This window comes from Streptomyces sp. NRRL S-244 (genome assembly GCF_000717915.1).
Classification (GTDB): domain Bacteria; phylum Actinomycetota; class Actinomycetes; order Streptomycetales; family Streptomycetaceae; genus Streptomyces.
Genome location: NZ_JOCX01000010.1, coordinates 180840 through 197483, shown reverse-complemented (window position 1 = coordinate 197483; position 16644 = coordinate 180840). Strand labels below are relative to the sequence as shown.

The 16644-nt window shown below is 73.4% G+C and carries 18 protein-coding genes; 8 read left to right on the top strand and 10 right to left on the bottom strand.

The window, feature by feature from the left end:
* Nucleotides 1-72 precede the first annotated feature (72 nt).
* Nucleotides 73-819, top strand: coding sequence for a DsbA family protein (locus IF02_RS0114795; protein WP_078622096.1), 747 nt, complete (start codon nt 73-75; stop codon nt 817-819).
* A 9-nt stretch (nt 820-828) separates the two neighbouring features.
* Nucleotides 829-1308, top strand: coding sequence for a GNAT family N-acetyltransferase (locus IF02_RS0114790; protein ID WP_030157017.1), 480 nt, complete (start codon nt 829-831; stop codon nt 1306-1308).
* Between the two features lie 28 nt (nt 1309-1336).
* Here the strand turns inward: IF02_RS0114790 and IF02_RS0114785 are convergent, their stop codons facing one another.
* Both IF02_RS0114785 and IF02_RS0114780 read right to left on the bottom strand, forming a co-directional pair.
* On the bottom strand, nt 1337-1840 hold the full coding sequence (locus tag IF02_RS0114785; RefSeq protein WP_030157015.1) for an FBP domain-containing protein: 504 nt from the start codon (nt 1838-1840) through the stop codon (nt 1337-1339).
* Between the two features lie 68 nt (nt 1841-1908).
* The gene (locus IF02_RS0114780) at nt 1909-2901 is read right to left on the bottom strand and encodes a zinc-binding dehydrogenase (RefSeq protein WP_030157014.1); all 993 of its coding nucleotides are present in this window, start codon (nt 2899-2901) and stop codon (nt 1909-1911) included.
* Between the two features lie 89 nt (nt 2902-2990).
* Here IF02_RS0114780 and IF02_RS0114775 point away from each other — a divergent pair, with 89 nt between their 5' ends.
* Nucleotides 2991-3722, top strand: a complete 732-nt coding sequence (locus IF02_RS0114775) for a pentapeptide repeat-containing protein (RefSeq protein WP_078622095.1) — start codon at nt 2991-2993, stop codon at nt 3720-3722.
* 109 nt (nt 3723-3831) lie between these two features.
* On the opposite strand, the gene IF02_RS0114770 is transcribed toward IF02_RS0114775, so the two are convergent.
* The 4 genes from IF02_RS0114770 to IF02_RS0114755 all read right to left on the bottom strand — a co-directional run bounded on the left by IF02_RS0114770 (nt 3832) and on the right by IF02_RS0114755 (nt 7794).
* On the bottom strand, nt 3832-4335 hold the full coding sequence (locus IF02_RS0114770; RefSeq protein ID WP_030157011.1) for a hypothetical protein: 504 nt from the start codon (nt 4333-4335) through the stop codon (nt 3832-3834).
* Between the two features lie 253 nt (nt 4336-4588).
* Entirely contained in the window at nt 4589-5743 is a 1155-nt protein-coding gene (locus tag IF02_RS0114765; protein WP_051696227.1) for a M4 family metallopeptidase, read from the bottom strand.
* A gap of 156 nt (nt 5744-5899) precedes the next feature.
* Nucleotides 5900-6553 carry a response regulator gene (locus tag IF02_RS0114760; protein WP_051696226.1) on the bottom strand — a complete coding sequence of 218 codons (654 nt, stop codon included), beginning with the start codon at nt 6551-6553 and terminating at the stop codon, nt 5900-5902.
* Nucleotides 6550-7794, bottom strand: a complete 1245-nt coding sequence (locus tag IF02_RS0114755; protein WP_420708152.1) for a sensor histidine kinase — start codon at nt 7792-7794, stop codon at nt 6550-6552. The genes IF02_RS0114760 and IF02_RS0114755 overlap by 4 nt, the downstream gene beginning before the upstream one ends.
* A 238-nt stretch (nt 7795-8032) precedes the next feature.
* On the opposite strand from IF02_RS0114755, the gene IF02_RS0114750 reads away from it, so the two are divergent.
* Together IF02_RS0114750 and IF02_RS0114745 are read left to right on the top strand one after the other, a co-directional pair.
* Entirely contained in the window at nt 8033-8599 is a 567-nt protein-coding gene (locus IF02_RS0114750) for a GlcG/HbpS family heme-binding protein (RefSeq protein WP_030157003.1), read from the top strand.
* 41 nt (nt 8600-8640) lie between these two features.
* Complete coding sequence (locus IF02_RS0114745) at nt 8641-10062, top strand: M1 family metallopeptidase (RefSeq protein ID WP_051696224.1); 1422 nt, start codon at nt 8641-8643, stop codon at nt 10060-10062.
* A gap of 22 nt (nt 10063-10084) precedes the next feature.
* Here the strand turns inward: IF02_RS0114745 and IF02_RS0114740 are convergent, their stop codons facing one another.
* Nucleotides 10085-10600 carry a GNAT family N-acetyltransferase gene (locus IF02_RS0114740; RefSeq protein WP_030157000.1) on the bottom strand — a complete coding sequence of 172 codons (516 nt, stop codon included), beginning with the start codon at nt 10598-10600 and terminating at the stop codon, nt 10085-10087.
* 130 nt (nt 10601-10730) lie between these two features.
* The gene (locus IF02_RS0114735) at nt 10731-11306 is read right to left on the bottom strand and encodes a TerD family protein (protein ID WP_030156998.1); all 576 of its coding nucleotides are present in this window, start codon (nt 11304-11306) and stop codon (nt 10731-10733) included.
* 159 nt (nt 11307-11465) lie between these two features.
* Here IF02_RS0114735 and arfB point away from each other — a divergent pair, with 159 nt between their 5' ends.
* Entirely contained in the window at nt 11466-11891 is a 426-nt protein-coding gene (gene arfB, locus IF02_RS0114730) for an alternative ribosome rescue aminoacyl-tRNA hydrolase ArfB (protein WP_030156996.1), read from the top strand.
* Between the two features lie 47 nt (nt 11892-11938).
* On the opposite strand, the gene IF02_RS0114725 is transcribed toward arfB, so the two are convergent.
* Complete coding sequence (locus IF02_RS0114725; RefSeq protein ID WP_078622094.1) at nt 11939-12484, bottom strand: flavin reductase family protein; 546 nt, start codon at nt 12482-12484, stop codon at nt 11939-11941.
* A gap of 328 nt (nt 12485-12812) precedes the next feature.
* Between IF02_RS0114725 and cdgB the strand changes: the two genes are divergently transcribed.
* Nucleotides 12813-14606, top strand: coding sequence for a diguanylate cyclase CdgB (gene cdgB, locus IF02_RS0114720; RefSeq protein ID WP_030156992.1), 1794 nt, complete (start codon nt 12813-12815; stop codon nt 14604-14606).
* A gap of 68 nt (nt 14607-14674) precedes the next feature.
* A complete protein-coding gene (locus IF02_RS0114715; protein ID WP_030156991.1) occupies nt 14675-15688 on the top strand; it encodes a CBM35 domain-containing protein in 1014 nt (337 codons plus the stop codon).
* Between the two features lie 37 nt (nt 15689-15725).
* On the opposite strand, the gene IF02_RS0114710 is transcribed toward IF02_RS0114715, so the two are convergent.
* Nucleotides 15726-16643 (bottom strand): 1-phosphofructokinase family hexose kinase, encoded by a 918-nt coding sequence (locus IF02_RS0114710; RefSeq protein WP_030156989.1) that lies wholly within the window; start codon nt 16641-16643, stop codon nt 15726-15728.
* Between the last annotated feature and the right edge of the window lies 1 nt (nt 16644).

Sequence of the window (16644 nt, the reverse complement as noted above, 5' to 3'; positions counted from 1 at the left end):
GATGTGGCGGGGGTGCGGGGGTCCGTAGGGTGCCGGTGGGGGGTTTTGTCCGTGTTGTGAGAGGTTTGGTCGATGGTGGGCGTACGTAAGACAGGGCGCGCGGGGCGTGTGGTCGGGGCGGTCGTGGCGGCGGCCCTGCTCTTCGGGGCGGCGGCCGGATGCGGCGCGGGGGAGGGGTCGGGAGCGGGTTCCGGTTCCGTCTCCGGCGCCGCCGGGGTGGTGCGGACGAGCCCGATCGCCGATCAGTTGGCGAAGCTGCCGGCGCGGGTGGACGGGGCGAAGATCGTGGTCGGGGACGCGGCGGCGCCGCGTACGGCGCAGGTGCTGGTGGATCCGCGGTGCGGGTACTGCGCGAAGTTCGAGGGGGCGGGCGGCGAGGTGCTGCTGAAGCTGGCCGCGGAGGGGAAGGTCAAGGTCGAGTACCTGCTGGCGTCGTTCCTGGACCGGGACGGGGCCAGCGGTTCGGTGCGGGCCGTGAACGCGCTGCGGGCGTCGGCGGAGGCGGGGAAGTTCGCGGAGTACCAGGCGGCGGTGTTCGCGAGCCAGCCGAAGGCGAAGTTCACGGACGGGCACCTGCTGGCGATCGCGGCCGAGGTGCCGGGGCTGCGCGGGGAGGCGTTCGACCGGGCGGTGGCGGAGCAGACGTACGAGGGGTGGGTCGGCGAGGCGGAGGAGGCGTTCGAGGCGACGGGGGCGCAGGGGACGCCGATGGTGAGGGTGGACGGGCGGTCGGTGGGCTCGAAGGACGGGGCGATGTTCGACGCGGCGGCGTTCGCGCAGACGCTGGAGGCCGTCGGCATCGGCGGCGACACTCCCTAGGGTGCTTCCATGATCCGTAGCGCCGTCGTCGAAGACGTTCCCGTCATCCATTCCATGATCCGCGAGCTGGCGGAGTACGAGAAGGTGCCGCACGAGGCGCGGGCCACGCGGGAGCAGTTGCGGGAGGCGCTGTTCGGGGCGCGGCCGGCGGCGTTCGCGCACATCGCGGAGACGGAGGACGGGGAGGCCGTCGGGTTCTCGGTCTGGTTCCTGAACTTCTCGACGTGGCGCGGGGTGCGCGGGATCTACCTGGAGGACCTGTACGTGCGGCCCGGCGTGCGCGGCGGCGGGTACGGGAAGGCGCTGCTGGCGGAGCTGGCGCGGATCTGCGTGGAGCGCGGGTACGAGCGCCTGGAGTGGGCGGTGCTGAAGTGGAACGCGCCGACGATCGCGTTCTACGAGGCCTTGGGCGCGCGGCCGCAGGACGAGTGGTCGGTGTACCGGCTGAGCGATGAGCCGTTGAAGAGGCTCGGCTCGGCGCAGGGCTGATGCCGCTGCGCCGGGCCGGGGCGCGGCTTCAGGCGGTGATCTTGGCCGTGAAGGAGTCGAGGTTGGCGCGGGTGCGGTCGATCTTCTCGGCGAGCGTGAGGGTCTCCTCGTACCGGCCCGCCCGCAGCTTCGGCTGGCGCTTGCCCCGGACGTAGAGGGAGCAGGCGAGGTCGGAGCAGACGTAGACGCCGACGGTGTTGCCCTCGCGGCCGCGGGCCCCGGCGAGGGGCGCGACCAGGAGGGAGACGCCGGAGGCGGCGTGGCCGGTGAGGCAGATCTGGCAGACGCTGGACTTGAGGGCGCTGGTGCGGCTCGTGCCCGGGACGCGCAGGGTGATGCCGACGGGGGTGCCGTCGGCGTTCCGGCGTACGAGGTGGGCGCGCAGCGGCGCGCCGGGGTCGACCCAGCCGAGGAAGTCGAGGTCTTCCCAGGGCAGTTCGCTGAAGTCCAGCGGGAGCCTGAGGCGCGCCGCCTCGCCCTTCGTGCAGTTCACGAAGGACGAACGGATCTGTTTTTCGGTGAGCGGGTCCACGTCGGTGGACGGTACGTGGGGATACGGGCCGCTGTCATCCGATATTACCGGCGGGGGCCCGGCGCCCCTCAGGGTTCGAGGACGACCTTGCCGGTGGTGGCGCGGGTCTCCAAAGCGTGGTGGGCGGCGGCCGCTTCGGCGAGCGGGTAGCGCTGGAGGGCGGGCCGGAGCCGGCCGGCGGCGGCTTCGGCGAGGGCGCGGGTTTCGAGCAGGCGCAGGGGGTCGTCGCCGCCGGCGCGCCGGAGCATGGCGGGGCCGAGGACGTTCTCGGTGGTGACGGCGCGGGCGGTGAGGCGGGCGCGGTCGGCTTCGGTGAGGGGGATGGGGCCGGCGGACCAGCCGAAGACGAGGTGGCGGGCGCCGGGGGCGAGGAGGTCGAGGGCGGCGCGGGCGATGGGGCCGCCGACGGAGTCGAAGAGGACGGTGGCGCCGGCCGGGTGGGCTTCGCGTACGGCCTCCGGCCAGTCGGGGGTGGTGTAGTCGAGGGCGAGGTGGGCGCCGTTGGCGGCGGCCAGGGCGGTTTTGGCGGGGCCGCCGGCGAGGGCGATGACGGTGGCGCCGGCGCCCCGTGCGTACTGGACGAGCAGGGTGCCGATGCCGCCGGCGGCGGCGGGGACGAGGACGGTGGAGTCCGGGCCGAGGTCGGCGAACTGGAGGATCCCGAGGGTGGTGCGGCCGGTGCCGATCATGGCGACCGCCTGGGCGGGGTCGAGGCCGGGCGGTACGGGGTGCAGGCGGTCGGCGTCGGCGACGGCGTACTCGGCGTAGCCTCCCGGCACGAAGCCGAGGTGGACGACGACCTGTCGGCCGAGCCAGCCGGGGTCGGTGCCGGGGCCGAGGGCGTCGACGGTGCCGGCGACCTCGCGGCCGGGGATGGTCGGGAGCTCGGGGAGGGCGTGGACGGGGCTCTGCACGCCCTGGCGCAGGGCCGTGTCGAGGAGGTGGACTCCGGCGGCGGCCACGGCGATGCGGACCTGGCCGGGGGCCGGTACAGGCGTTTCGGTGCGCTCGTGGACGAGGTTCTCGGCGGGGCCGAAGGCGTGGAGGCGGATGGCGCGCATGGTGTCCATGGCGACAGCCTCTGACCTCAAGCGTGGTTGAGGTCAAGGCTCCGGCGGGCGTTGTCAGTGGGGCGGGGGACGATGGGGGAATGGCGCGCAAGGAGCAGCAGGAGCAGCAGGAGCAGCGGGGGCAGCAGGGCCGGCAGGCCCGGCGGGAGACGGCGAAGGCGAAGGTGAAGGCGGCGCGGCCGGCGGAGGTGCGGCTTCCGGAGCTGAGCGCGTGGGAGGGCGGTGAGCTGGAGCCGGACGGGGACTACGACGGGCTGGAGTTCGCGGACCTGGATCTGGCGGGGCAGGAGGGCATCGGGGCCCGCTTCATGGACTGCGCGCTGCGGCGGTGCGCGCTGGACGAGACGGGGCTGGGGAAGGCCCGGATCCTGGACTCGGTGCTGGAGGGGGTCCGGGGGGTCGGGACGGACCTGTCCGGGGCCTCGCTGCGGGACGTGGAGCTGGTGGAGGCGCGGCTCGGCGGCGTGCAGTTGCACGGGGCCGTGCTGGAGCGGGTGGTGTTCCGCGGGGGCAAGATCGACTACCTGAACCTGCGGCAGGCGCGGCTCAAGGACGTGGTCTTCGACGGGTGCGTGCTGGTGGAGGCGGACTTCGGGGGCGCGGTCATGGAGCGGGTGGAGTTCCGCGGGTGCGCGCTGCGGGGGGCCGATTTCACGGGGGCGCGGATGGCGGACGTGGACCTGCGGGGGGCCGCGGAGCTGGACATCGCGCGCGGGGTGGAAGCGCTGTCCGGTGCGGTGATCAGCCCGCACCAGCTCTTCGACCTGGCCCCGGCGCTGGCGGCCCAGCTGGGCCTCCGCGTGCTGTCGTAATCCTGCCGGGCCTGCCGGGCCTGCCGGGCCACCGGGTCCTGCCGCCCGCCGGGTCACCGGGTCCAGCCGGGCCGCCCGGGGCTACGCCGGGCCGCCCGGCCTGCCGGGGCTACGCCGGGACGCGGGGGAAGCGGGCCTGGAGGGTCCAGATGGCGGGGTTGTCGGCCAGGCCGTCGTGCATGTCGATGAGGTCGGCGACCAGGTCGTGCAGGAAGTCGCGGGCCTCGCGGCGCAGCAGGCGGTGGCTGAAGGTCAGCGGCTCCTCCTCCGGCGGCATCCAGTCGGCCTCGACGTCCACCCAGCCGAAGCGGCGCTCGAAGAGCATGCGGTCGGTGGACTCGGTGAAGTCGAGTTCGGCGTACTGGCGGTGGGCGGAGCGGCTGCCGCGCGGGTCCTGGTCGAGCTGCTCGACGATGTCGCAGAGCGCCCAGGCGAAGTCCAGTACGGGCACCCATCCCCAGGCTGTGGACACTTCCCGGTCCTTGATGGTGTCGGCGAGGTAGACGTCCCCGCAGAACAGGTCGTGGCGCAGGGAGTGGACGTCCGCCGAGCGGTAGTCGGTCTGCGGGGGGTCCGGGAAGCGCCGGGAGAGGGAGTAGCCGATGTCGAGCACGTACCCGATGGTGTCACGGTGGGGCGGGTACGTGGGACGGGACGCCGGTGGGGCGTCCTGAGCCGGTGGATGACGGGCCGCAGGCCGCATCCGGCAGCCGCCCCGGCGGGCATGGGCGGCTGCGGGCCTGCCCGAGGCGCATGCCCCGCACGTCACGGACGCCGCCCCACCGCAACATCGCCGTCACCACCGCCCGGCATCGCGGACCACCGCCCCCGCAACGCCTGCCGGAACCGCGTTCGGCGGTGGCCCGTCAGCGGACGTTGACGGCGGTCCAGGCGGCGGCGACGCGGCCGTATTCCGCGCTTGCGGGGCCGTAGAGGTCGGCGGCGGCCGTGAGCGTGGCGGTACGGGCGCGGGCGTAGTTGGTGGTGGAGGTCATGTAGGTGCTCAGGGCCCGGTACCAGATGCGGACGGCCTTGTCCCGGCCGATGCCGAGCAGCTTGGAGCCGTCGTAGGTGGGGGAGTCGTAGGAGATCTTGTTGATCTCCTTGGGGCCGCTGCCCTCGGCGAGGAGGTAGAAGAAGTGCCGGGCGGGGCCGGAGGCGGCGTACGGGTCCAGGGTGCCGATGTCGCGTGACCAGTAGTCGCGGGAGTGGCCGTCGAGGCTGGGGTGGTCCATGCGGCGCAGGGGGCCGTCGGTGAAGACGCGTTCGCCGATGAAGTAGTCGCCGACGTCGGTGGTGTTGTCGGCGAAGAACTCGATCGCGGTGCCGAGGATGTCGGCCGTGCCTTCGCCCAGCCCGCCGGGCTCGCCGGAGGAGCCGAGGCCGGCGGTGGAGGCGATCACGCCGTGGGTGAGCTCGTGGCCGACGATGTCGAGAGTGGCGAGGGTCTTGCCGGTGGCGGGGTCGTCGCCGTAGTTGGCGCAGAAGCAGCTCGGGTCGAAGAAGGCGTTGGGGTAGTTGTTGCCGTAGTGCACGCGGGAGGTGATGCCGGTGCCGTCGCCGCGGATGCCGTTGCGGCCGAGGACGCCCTTGTAGAAGTCCCAGGTGACGGCGGTGGCGTAGTGGGCGTCCACGCCGGCGGACTGGCGGTCGGCGGGGGTGCCGGTACCGCCCCAGTCGTTGTCGGGGTCGGTGAAGAGGGTGCCGCCGCCGGTCTGGTTCATGGCGTCGAGGGTGCGCTGGTTGCCGCGGGTGGTGTCGCGGAGCTGGTAGGCGCTGCCGGTGAAGTAGGTGCTGAGGGGGACGGTGCCGGCGTGCTGGCCGTGGCCCGTGCCGATGGCGGCGACGGGTCCGGGCCCGATTCCGGTTCCGATGCCGGGGCCGACGCCGGTGCCGGCGGTGCCGTACGGGGTCTCGGCCGCGGCCGTCGCCGGGGCCGTCATCGCCGTGGTCGTCAGGACGGCGGCCGTCCCGAGGAGGACGGCGAGGCGGGTGCGGCGAGAGGACGTGGGGTGGGTCACTCGGGCTCCTTCGCGGTGGCCGGGGTGGCGGCGCGAGAGAGCGTGACAGGGCGGGGCACGGCTTTGGCAGGTCTGCGACAAGGATTCGCGGGGATCCCGGGACGGTTGTCCGAACACGCCCCGCCCGGTGTCCGGATCCCGCCCCCGACCGGCACGTTACGGAAGGAGGCGCTGCTCCTTGGCCACCGAGACCGCTCCCGCCCGGGTGTCCACGCCGAGCTTGTCGTAGATGCGGCCCAGGTGGGTCTTGACCGTGGCCTCGCTGATGAACAGGGCCCGGGCGATGTCCCGGTTGCCCAGGCCCCGCGCCAGCTGGCCCAGGATGTCCAGTTCGCGGTCCGTCAGCGTCGGGCGCGAGCCCCGCATGTGGGCCATCACGCGGCTCGCCACCGGCGGGGAGAGCGTGGTGCGGCCCGCAGCCGCCGAGTGGATCGCGGCGAACAGCTCCTCCGGGCGCTCCGCCTTCAGCAGGTAGCCCGTGGCGCCCGCCGCGATGGCCCGGGTGACGTCCGCGTCCGTGTCGTACGTCGTCAGGACCAGTACGTGCGGCGGGTCGGTCACCGCCGTGATGCGGCGGGTGGCCTCGACCCCGTCGATGCCCTCGCCCAGCTGGAGGTCCATCAGCACCACGTCCGGGCGCAGCTTCGCCGCCAGGGCCACGGCCTCCTCGCCGCTGCCCGCCTCGCCCAGGACCTCGATGTCGGGCGCGCTGCCGAGCAGCGCCAGCAGGCCGGCGCGGACCACCGCGTGGTCGTCGCAGAGCAGGATCGTCGTCATCGGGGTCGGGCCGGTTCCGGTTCCGGTCGTCATACGGGGGGCTCCAGGGGGATGGCCGCGGAGAGGACCGTGCCCTCGCCGGGGGTGGATTCGAGGGTCAGGGTGCCGCCGAGCTGGCGGACGCGGGCGCGCATCGCCGGGAGTCCGTGCCCGCGGTCCCCGGCCGCTCCCGCCCCGCGCGGCTCGGTGAAGCCCGCGCCGTCGTCCGCGACGTCCAGGACCACCTGGTCGCCCAGGAAGCTCAGGGTCAGGGCCGCGGTCCGGGCGTGCGCGTGCTCCCGTACGTTGGCCAGCGCGCCCTGCGCGATCCGCAGCAGCGCCGACTGGACCCGGTCCGGGAGCGGGGCCGGCGTGCCCTCCAGGTGGAAGCGGACCTCGATGTCCGGGCCCGCGTCGAGCGCGCGCAGCGCCTCCGCGAGGCCGCCGCCCCCTTCGAGCTCCGGCGGGGCCAGGTCGTGGACCAGGCGCCGTGCCTCCGCCAGCCCGCGCGCCGCGATGCCGGTGGCGGTACGGACGTGCGCGCGGGCGGTGGCCGGGTCGCTGTCCCAGGTGCGGTCCGCGGCCTGGAGCAGCATCTGCTGGCTGGACAGGTGCTGGGCGAGCGTGTCGTGGATCTCCATCGACAGCCGCTGCCGCTCGGCGAGGGTGCCCTCGCGGCGCTCGGTGGCGGCCAGCTCGCGGCGGGTGCGGATCAGGTCGTCGATCAGGGCGCGCTGGGACTCGGCCTGGCGCTCCATGTGGACGAAGACGGCGGTGGCCAGGGCCGCGATCGCGGGCGGGGCCAGCAGCAGGTTCGGGTCGAACTCGCGCGAGAGCTTGAGCTGGGCCGCCACCACGAACACCGTCAGCAGGGCCACCAGGACGATCGCCGCGCGGGGCGGCAGGGTGCGCAGGGCGGTGAAGAAGAGGGGGACGGCGCACCAGGCGAAGCTGGGCGCGAGGACGACCAGGACCACCCAGACCGCCACCACCAGCCCGAGCCAGAGCAGCCGGCGCACGGTGGGCGCGGCCCCCAGCGCGGGGCCGAGCACGTACAGCAGGGCCAGCGTGATGCTGAGGGCGAGGATCCACGGGGTGCTGGGCGAGCCGGGGTGGCGCAGCAGGAAGCGGGCCACCGAGGCGCCGAGCAGCAGGAAGAACGCCGTGTGCATGACGGCCGCCAGGGCCCGCGTGTCCGCCTTCCCGGGCGCACCCGGTGCCCCGGGCGCACCTGCCGTACCCGGCGCACCCGGCACCCCCGGCGCCTGTGGCGGTACGCGGCTCACGTGGCTCACAGCGGGCTCCCGGGTCGGTGTCTGGCTCCTCCATCGTGCCTGGTCGTACGCGATGGCGCCGACCAGCCAATCCGCACCCGTACCCGCTCCGCATCGACCGATCGGTTGACCCCGGGGTCAACCGGTGCGGCAGCCGTCGCGAGCCGGTACGGGGACCGGTCGGGGCCGGGTGCGGCCCCAGGCTTGGAGCAGCAGGACGAGCCGACGTACTCAGCCGATGCACCCAGGAGCAGCAGACATGAACACCCGCACCCGCGTTCTCACCGGTACCGCTCTCGCCGTCGCGCTCGGCGCCGGGACCTTCGGCGCGGTCAGCGCCAGCGCCGCGCAGACCGAGTCCGCCCCGGCCGCCGCTGCCGCCGCCACCGCGAAGAAGGACGGCGGGGCGAACGAGAAGAACTTCACCACCACGACCCACCTCACCGTCGACGCCGCCACCCGCGCCGCCCAGGCCGCGCTGGACGCCGCGCAGAAGGAGAACCAGAAGGTGACGGTCGCGGTCGTGGACCGCAACGGCAACACCATCGTCACCCTGCGCGGCGACGGCGCGGGCCCGCAGTCCTACGAGTCGGCGCAGCGCAAGGCCTTCACCGCCGTGTCCTGGAACGCCCCGACCTCGGTGCTCGCGGGCCGTCTCGCCCAGACCCCGAACCTGAAGGACATCCCCGGCACCCTCTTCCTCGGCGGCGGCACCCCGGTGCAGGCCAAGGGCGCCCCGGTCGCCGGCATCGGCGTGGCCGGCGCCCCGAGCGGCGACCTGGACGAGAAGTACGCCAAGGCCGGCGTCGACTCCCTGGAGAAGTAATCCCCCGAAGTACGACATCGGGCGCCCATAGGATCGGGCGCGTGGAACACCGCCGCGCACCCTCCCGCCTCGCCGCCGCCCCTGCCGCCGCCGCTGCCGTCCTGCTCGCCCTCACCACGGCGTGTACGGCCGGCACGGTGCAGGGGCGGCCCGGTGCGTCCGGGCTGCGCGATCCGTACTTCCCCAAGGCCGGCAACGGCGGCTACCAGATCGAGCACTACGACCTGGACCTCGACTACGACCCCGCCGACGGGGAGTTGAACGCCACCGCCGTCATCACCGCCCGCGCCGGGCAGGGGCTCAGCTCCTTCAACCTCGACCTCGCCGGCCTGAAGGTCGAGGGCGTCACCGTGCAGGGCGAGGCCGCCCGGTACAACCGCACCGGCCGGGAGCTGACGGTGCGTCCCTCCAAGGACCTCAAGAAGGGCGAGGTCTTCCGTACGGAGATCGACTACCGCGGCAAGCCGCAGCCCATCACGGACGCGGACGGCTCCGAGGAGGGCTGGATCACCACGGCCGACGGGGCCGTCGGGGTCGGTGAGCCGATCGGGTCGATGGCCTGGTTCCCCGGGAACCACCACCCCAGCGACAAGGCCACGTACGACATCACCCTGACCGTGCCCAAGGGCTACGAGGCGGTCTCGAACGGCGAGTTGACCTCCCGGACCGACACCCCCGGCGGGCAGACGGAATTCGTGTGGCACAACCCGGAGCCGATGGCGAGCTACCTGGCCACCGCCGCGATCGGGAAGTTCAAGGTGACGACCGGCAAGACCCCCTCCGGGGTCGCCCTGTACGAGGCCGTGGCACCCGCCGAGGCGGCCGCCAGTGCCCCGGCGCTCGCGCGGCTGCCGGAGATCGTGGAGTGGGGCAGCCGCAGGTTCGGCCCGTACCCCTTCGCCACCGCCGGGGCGATCGTGCTGCCGGCCCAATCCCTCGCGTACGCGCTGGAGACGCAGACCAAACCCGTCTTCTCCGGAGCGCCCGACGAGAAACTCGTCCTGCACGAGACGGCCCACCAGTGGTTCGGCGACTCGGTGTCGCCGAAGTCCTGGAAGGACATGTGGCTCAACGAGGGCTTCGCGACCTACGCCGAATGGCTGTGGTCCGAGGACCACGGCGGCACCACCGCCCAGCAGCACTTCGACGCTTACCTCACCGGCGACACCGCGGTGGACGAGGACGCCGAATCCGACTGGGCCGCCTTCCCGCCCGCCGACCCGCCCAGCGCGAAGGACATCTCCGAGACCCCGGTGTACGTCCGGGGCGCGATGGTCCTCCAGCGGATCCGGCAGGAGGTCGGCGACGAGAAGTTCTTCGCCCTGCTGCGCGGCTGGGCCACCGACCACCGGTACGGGAACGCGAGTACGGCCGACTTCACCGCGTACGCGGAGCGGTCGACGGGGCACGACCTGAAGAAGGTCTGGGACGTCTGGCTGTACGGGGAGGACCGGCCGAAGTAGCCGTCCGTCGCGGCAGGCGGTCCTACAGGGCCTTGCGCAGGACCGTGCAGTCGCGGCCGTGCTCGCGGTCCTCGGCGTGGCGCAGCGCGGTGTAGCCCCGGGACTGCCAGAACGCCAGGCCGGCGGGGTTGTTGTCGAGTACGGCCAGCCGTACGCCGGTCCGGCCCGCGGCGCGGAAGCGGTCCTCGACGAGGCCGGCGACGGCGCTCCCGTACCCCGCGCGGTGCGCGGTGGCGTCGATGAGCAGCAGGCCGATCCACGGGTCCGGGTCGCGGGAGGCCGGGTCCGGGTGGTGGGCCAGGGTGGCGGCCAGGCCGACCAGCCGGCCGGCGGAGCGGGCCAGGAGCACCTCGGCGCCGTCGTGGGCCAGTTCGTCGGCGAGGGCCGCCGCGACTTGTTCGACCGTGATGCGGTCCGGGTCGGGGAAATCGCCGCTGAGCTCGAAGAAGGCGTGGTTGGTCGCGTAGAGCGCGGCGATCTCGGTGAGGACCGGGCCCGGCAGGGCGCCGTCCACGGGTGCGAGCGGTTGCAGGATCACCTGCCGAACCGTAGCGAAGCCCCCTCCCCGGACGGCCGGGAGGGGGCTTCGCTACGGCGTTTTGGGCCGGTCGGGCTCAGGTTCGGCCTCTGCCTCGGCCTCGGCGTCAGCCTCGGCCTCGGGCGCAGACTCAGACGTTGACGCCGAAGTCCTGCGCGATGCCGGTCAGGCCGGAGGCGTAACCCTGGCCGACCGCGCGGAACTTCCACTCCGCGCCGTTGCGGTAGAGCTCGCCGAAGACCATGGCGGTCTCGGTGGCCGCGTCCTCGGAGAGGTCGTAGCGGGCGATCTCGGCGCCGCCGGCCTGGTTCACGACGCGGATGTACGCGTTGCGGACCTGGCCGAAGTTCTGGCTGCGGGCGTCGGCGTCGTAGATCGAGACCGGGAAGACGATCTTGTCCACGTCGGCCGCGAGAGTGGCGAGGTTGACGTTGATGGACTCGTCGTCGCCGGAGCCCTCGCCGGTGCGGTTGTCACCGGTGTGGACGATGCTCTGGTCCGGGGTGGACTTGTTGTTGAAGAAGACGAAGTGACCGTCGGAGACGACCTTGCCCATCGCGTTGACCGCGATGGCGGAGGCGTCCAGGTCGAAGTCGACACCGGTCGTCGTACGGACGTCCCAGCCGAGGCCGACCGTGACGGCGCTGAGGCCGGGGGCCTCCTTCGTGAGCGAGACGTTGCCGCCCTTGGACAGGCTTACTGCCATTTTGACTGGTGTCCCTTCCTCTTCGCTTGGCCGCGAGATCGTGGCCAAGGTACCGCTGACCTACATAACGCGGCGAGGGGGCCGGTAGGTTCCGCGCGGCGAAATACGCGCGGCGAAATACGGGTGACGGGCATCGCGCGGGGCGGGATCATAGGGGGCATGCCTGGTCCCCATGTCATTCGCGGTTCGGTCGTGCTCCCCGAGGCGGAGCTCGCCTGGCGCTTTTCGCGATCCTCCGGGCCCGGGGGGCAGCACGTCAACACCTCGGACTCGCGGGTGGAGCTGCTGTTCGACGTCGCGGCGACGAAGGCGCTGCCGGACGTCTGGAAGGAGCGGGCGCTGGAGCGGCTCGCGGCCCGGCTGGTGGACGGGGTGCTGACCGTACGGGCCTCGGAGCACCGGTCGCAGTTCCGCAACCGGGAGATGGCACTGGTCCGGATGGCGTCCGTGCTCGCGGAGGCCACCGCCCCGCCGCCGAAGGCGCGCCGTGCCACGAAGATCCCCCGGGGGATCAACGAGCGCCGCCTGCGCGAGAAGAAGGCCCGGGCGGAGACCAAGCGCGGCCGCACCGGCCGCGACTGGTAGCCGCCGGCAGCGACCGCCGGTGGCCACTGGTTGCGCGGCCGGGGCCCTCAGCCCGCCAGGTGGCGGTAGCGGCCGCGGAAGTACGTGAGCGGCGGGGAGTCCGGGGACGGGAGCGACGCGGTCAGGACGCGGCCGATGACCAGGGTGTGGTCGCCCGCCTCGACGCGGTTCTCCGTACGGCATTCGAGGGTGGCCAGCGCGCCCGTCAGCAGCGGGGCCCCCGAGACCTCGCCGCGCCCGTGGGGCAGGTCCGCGAAGAGCAGCCGGTCGCTGATGCGGTTCTTCATCGAGAAGCGGCTCGCCACCTGCACCTGGTGGTCGGCGAGCACCGAGACCGCCCACAGCGGCTGCTCGGCCAGCAGGTCGTCCATCCGGGAGCCCTCGCGCAGGCTCACCAGCACCAGCGGCGGGTCCAGGGACACGGACAGGAAGGCGGTCGCCGTCATGCCGATGTCCTCGCCGCCCGGGCCGGTCGGCGTCAGGGGCGGTTCGTGCGCGGTGATCAGGCACACGCCCGCCGCCAGTCGGGACATGGCGGCCCGGAACTCGTCGTTGCTCACGCCCTCAGGATGAAGGGTGGCGGGGATCGGCATGGGTACAGGGGTCGTCTTCGGCACGTTCGGAACGCTAGTCTCGCCCTCCCGCGCCGCACATCGGGCCCGAGCCCGAGCCGCGTCCCCGCCCCTCGGCCTAGGCCTGGGCGTATCGTTTGCTCCCGGGAATGGCAAGGGAGCGCCTCCAGGTGACACGACCCCCATTGCCCACCTTTATTCATCCCATGTGACTTGAGTCACAGAGGGCAAGATTTGTTGACCCTGTGTACCTGCCGCACAGCTCACTGTGATTCAGTGGACGGGACACCGCAACGAAACGCCGATGACAAACCTGGAGTTGCTGTCGAGGTCTCGGGGAGAGCGAGCAATGGAGACCGAGTCGGAGCCGTACGTCCGTCTTGCGACCCTGCGGCAGCTCCATCAGGTGGTGGCCGAGCTCAACACGGCCAGGAGCCTGGCGGACACCCTGCAGACCGTCGTGGACGGCATCGTCGTGGGCCTCGGCTACGAACTCGCCTGTGTCAACCTCGTACGCCCTGACGGGGATCTCGTCGTCGCCGCTTTCGCGGGCGACCCCGCCGCCGAGGCGCTCATCACCGGCCGCGTCGGCTCCCGCGCCTCCTGGGAGCGCCGTCTGACGATGGGTGAGAGCTGGGACGGGCTCCGCTTCATCCCGCACACCGAGGGCTGGGTCCTCCTGGAGGACGACGTGCCCCAGTGGCACACGGACGGCCCCGACCCGCGCTTCGCGGACGAGTGGCACCCCGAGGACCGGCTCTACGCCCCCATGTATGCGTCCGGCGGGGAACTTCTGGGTGTCATTTCGGTGGACAGACCGCGCAACGGACGGCGCCCCGGCGCGTGGGGGCGCGAAGCGCTCCAGATGTACGCCTTCCAGGCGGCGATTGCGATCAGCAACGCACGGCTGCGCGCGAACATGCAGCGGGCCCTGGTCCGGCTGGAGCGTGAACAGCAGGCGCTGCGCGCGAGCGAGGAGTCCTTCCGGCAGGCCTTCGAGTACGCGCCCAGCGGCATGGCGATCGCCGAAATGGGCGGGGACCAGCACGGGCGGCTGCTGCGGACCAACGACGCGCTGTGCCGGCTGCTGGGCCGGCCCGCCTCCGTGCTGCGCCGGTACTCCTTCTCCGACCTGGTCCACCCGGAGGACATCGGGACCCTGCTGCGGACCTCCGCCGAGGGCGGCCGGGCCGAGCTGCGGCTCGGGCGGCGCGACGGCACGTACGTATGGGTCTCGCTGCGCAACTCCGTCGTCGCGGACGCCGCCGACGGGCCGCGCTTCCTGCTCACGCACGTCGAGGACATCGAGGAGCGCAAGCGCCACGAGCTCCAGCTCGCCCACCGGGCCAGCCACGACTCGCTGACCGGCCTCCCCAACAGCGCCGAGCTGCGCTCCCGCCTCGGCGCGCGGCTGTGCCGCAGGCCGCAGTCGGTCCGCGCCACCGCCGTGGAGGCGCTCGACGCGGCGTACGAGGGGCAGGGGGCGCACGGGGCCCACGGGGCCCACGCCGGGCACGGAGGCCACGGCGGGCACGGGGGCGGCGCGATCGAGGCCGGTGGTGCCGTCGGGGAGCACGGCTTTCGGCCCGACGCCTACCCCGAGCCCTTCGAGTACCCCGGCGCCCCGGCGGTGCCCGCTCCCGGTGTCCCGGGGGTGCCCGGGCCCGGCGGGCCCGGCGCGGGCCCGGGCCCGTACGACCACCACGTGCACACGGTGGCGCCCGCGACGGACATCGACGACGGGACGAAGGGGCTCGCGGTGCTCTTCTGCGACCTCGACGGGTTCAAGTCGATCAACGACCGGTTCGGGCACCACACGGGTGACGCCGTCCTGATCGAGGTGGCCCGGCGGCTGACGACGGGCGTCAGGGACGGTGACACCGTCGCTCGGCTGGGTGGTGACGAATTCGTCGTCCTCGCGGACGGACTGGGCGCGGCCGACGCCGCCGACCTGGCCGTCCGGCTGCGCAACGCGATCATCCCGCCGATCCGGGTGGACGGCCGCGCGGTCCGTGTGGGCGCGAGTTTCGGGATCGGATGGGCCAGCTGCGGCATGTCGGCGGACGAGGTGCTGCGCTCCGCCGACCAGCGGATGTACATCGAGAAAAGGTCCCGTTCCAAGGCGCACCGCCGAGCCGGCTGAGGCGATCGGCCGCCCGTGGGTGCACGTGTTCGGGGTAGGCTCCCGTGGGTCGAAAGGAGTGACCTGCGATGACGACGCCCGCGAACCACGGCCCGAACAGTGGGGCGAACAAGCCCGAGGACGACGATCCGTTCGGCTATCTCTACGCGGACGGCCAGGCCGCCGGAGCCACCCCGCCCCCACCGGGCGGTGGATACGGCTACCCCGGCCCGACGGTCGGTGGCCAGCCCGGCGTACAGCCCGGTGTCCCCCGTACCTCGTACAACCAGGTGCGCACGGTCGGTGAGCGGACGTACGGCGGCCAGCGCGGCGCCCAGGTTCCGCCCCAGCAGCAGCCGGCCTACCAGGCCCAGTACCAGGCCCCGGAAGCGCTCCAGGCGGGCGGCTACGGGGTTCCGCCGCAGCAGGGGCAGGCCACGGCCACGATCCCGGCGCCGGGCGGCCACGGCGGCGGAGGCGGCGGTTCCAGCCGCAAGGGCATGCTCATCGCGGCGGTCGCGGTGGTCGCCGCCGTCGCGATCGGCATCGGCGCGGCCGTGGCCTTCGGCGACAAGGACAAGGACAAGGGCGACAAGGACGGCGCGGCGGGCGGGCAGCAGTCCGCGCAGCCGCAGAATTCCTCGTCGGCCCAGCCGAGCCCCTCGCAGTCCCCGGAGGCCCCGCTGCCCAAGGCGGACGCCTCGGGCGCGGGCATGTCCCTCACGGGCGGCGCGCACCTGGAGGCCGCGGTCCCCGGCGCGAAGAGCACGGGCGGCCAGTACGTGGGCGGCCTGAACGCCGCCGGTGCGGCGGCCACTTGGACCGTGGACGTGGCCAAGGCGGGCCAGTACAAGCTGAAGATGGTCTACGGGGTGCCGGGCAAGGACGCCAGCACCACGCTGACCATCAACGGTGAGGCCCAGTCCCGGCCGATCAACATGAAGAACTTCTCCGGTGCCAAGCCGGGCGAGTGGGACAAGGGCTGGACCAACACCTGGTCGCTCGTGACGCTCAAGCAGGGCACGAACACGGTCAAGATCTCGTGCGAGGCCGGGAACCAGTGCGAGGTCAACCTCGACCAGCTCTGGCTCGAGAAGGGCTGACCGGCCCTCGGCGGCCCCCGCAGTCCCCCGCGACGACCTAGCGCGCCGTCAGCTTCACCGACCCCCGTACCTCCTCGTAGGTGCGGGGGTCGAAGTCTCCCGCCGTCGGGGCGTGGACCGTGGCCGCCGAGAGGGCGACCGCGCGGGTCAGGCGGGCCGGCCAGTCCAGCCCCTCCGTGAGGGCCGACAGCAGCCCCGCCACCGCGGAGTCGCCCGCTCCGGTCGGGTTGCCCGTCAGGGCGCGCGGCGGGGCCGCCTGCCAGGTGCCCTGGGGGGTGGCCGCCAGCAGCCCGCCCGGGCCGAGGGAGGTCACCACGGCGTGCGCGCCGCGGCGGCGGGCGTCGCGGGTGGCCTGGAGCGGCTCGCAGGAGCCGGTCAGCTCGGCGAGCTCGGCGGCGTTCGGCTTGATGATCTCGGGCCGGGCGGCGACCCCGCGGCGCAGGGCCTCGCCGCTGGTGTCCAGGAGGACCGGGACCCCGGCCGCGCGGGCGGCCCGTACGAGCACCGCGTACGCGCCCACCGGCACGCCCGGCGGGAGGCTGCCGCACAGGGCCACCGCGGCGGCCCCGGCCAGCAGGGCCTCGTAGCGGTCGAGGAACCCGGCCCATTCCGCGGAACCGATCAGCGGGCCCGGCTCGTTGAACTGCGTGGTGTCGCCCGAGGCCGCGTCGACCACGGCCAGGGTGCGCCGGGTGGTGCCCGCGCAGGGGACCAGAGCGTCCGTCACCTTCAGGGTGTCGGCGAGCAGTTCGCGTACGACGGCGCCCGTGCGCCCGCCCGCGAAGCCGGTCGCGGTGACCTCGTGGCCGAGCGCGGCCAGCACCCGGGCGACGTTGAGGCCCTTGCCGCCGGGCCGCTCGGTCACGGCGGTGACCCGGTGCGAGGTGTGCGGAATCAGCTTCGGTACATGGTGGGTGACGTCGAGTGCGGTGTTGAGCGTCACGGTGAGGATCATG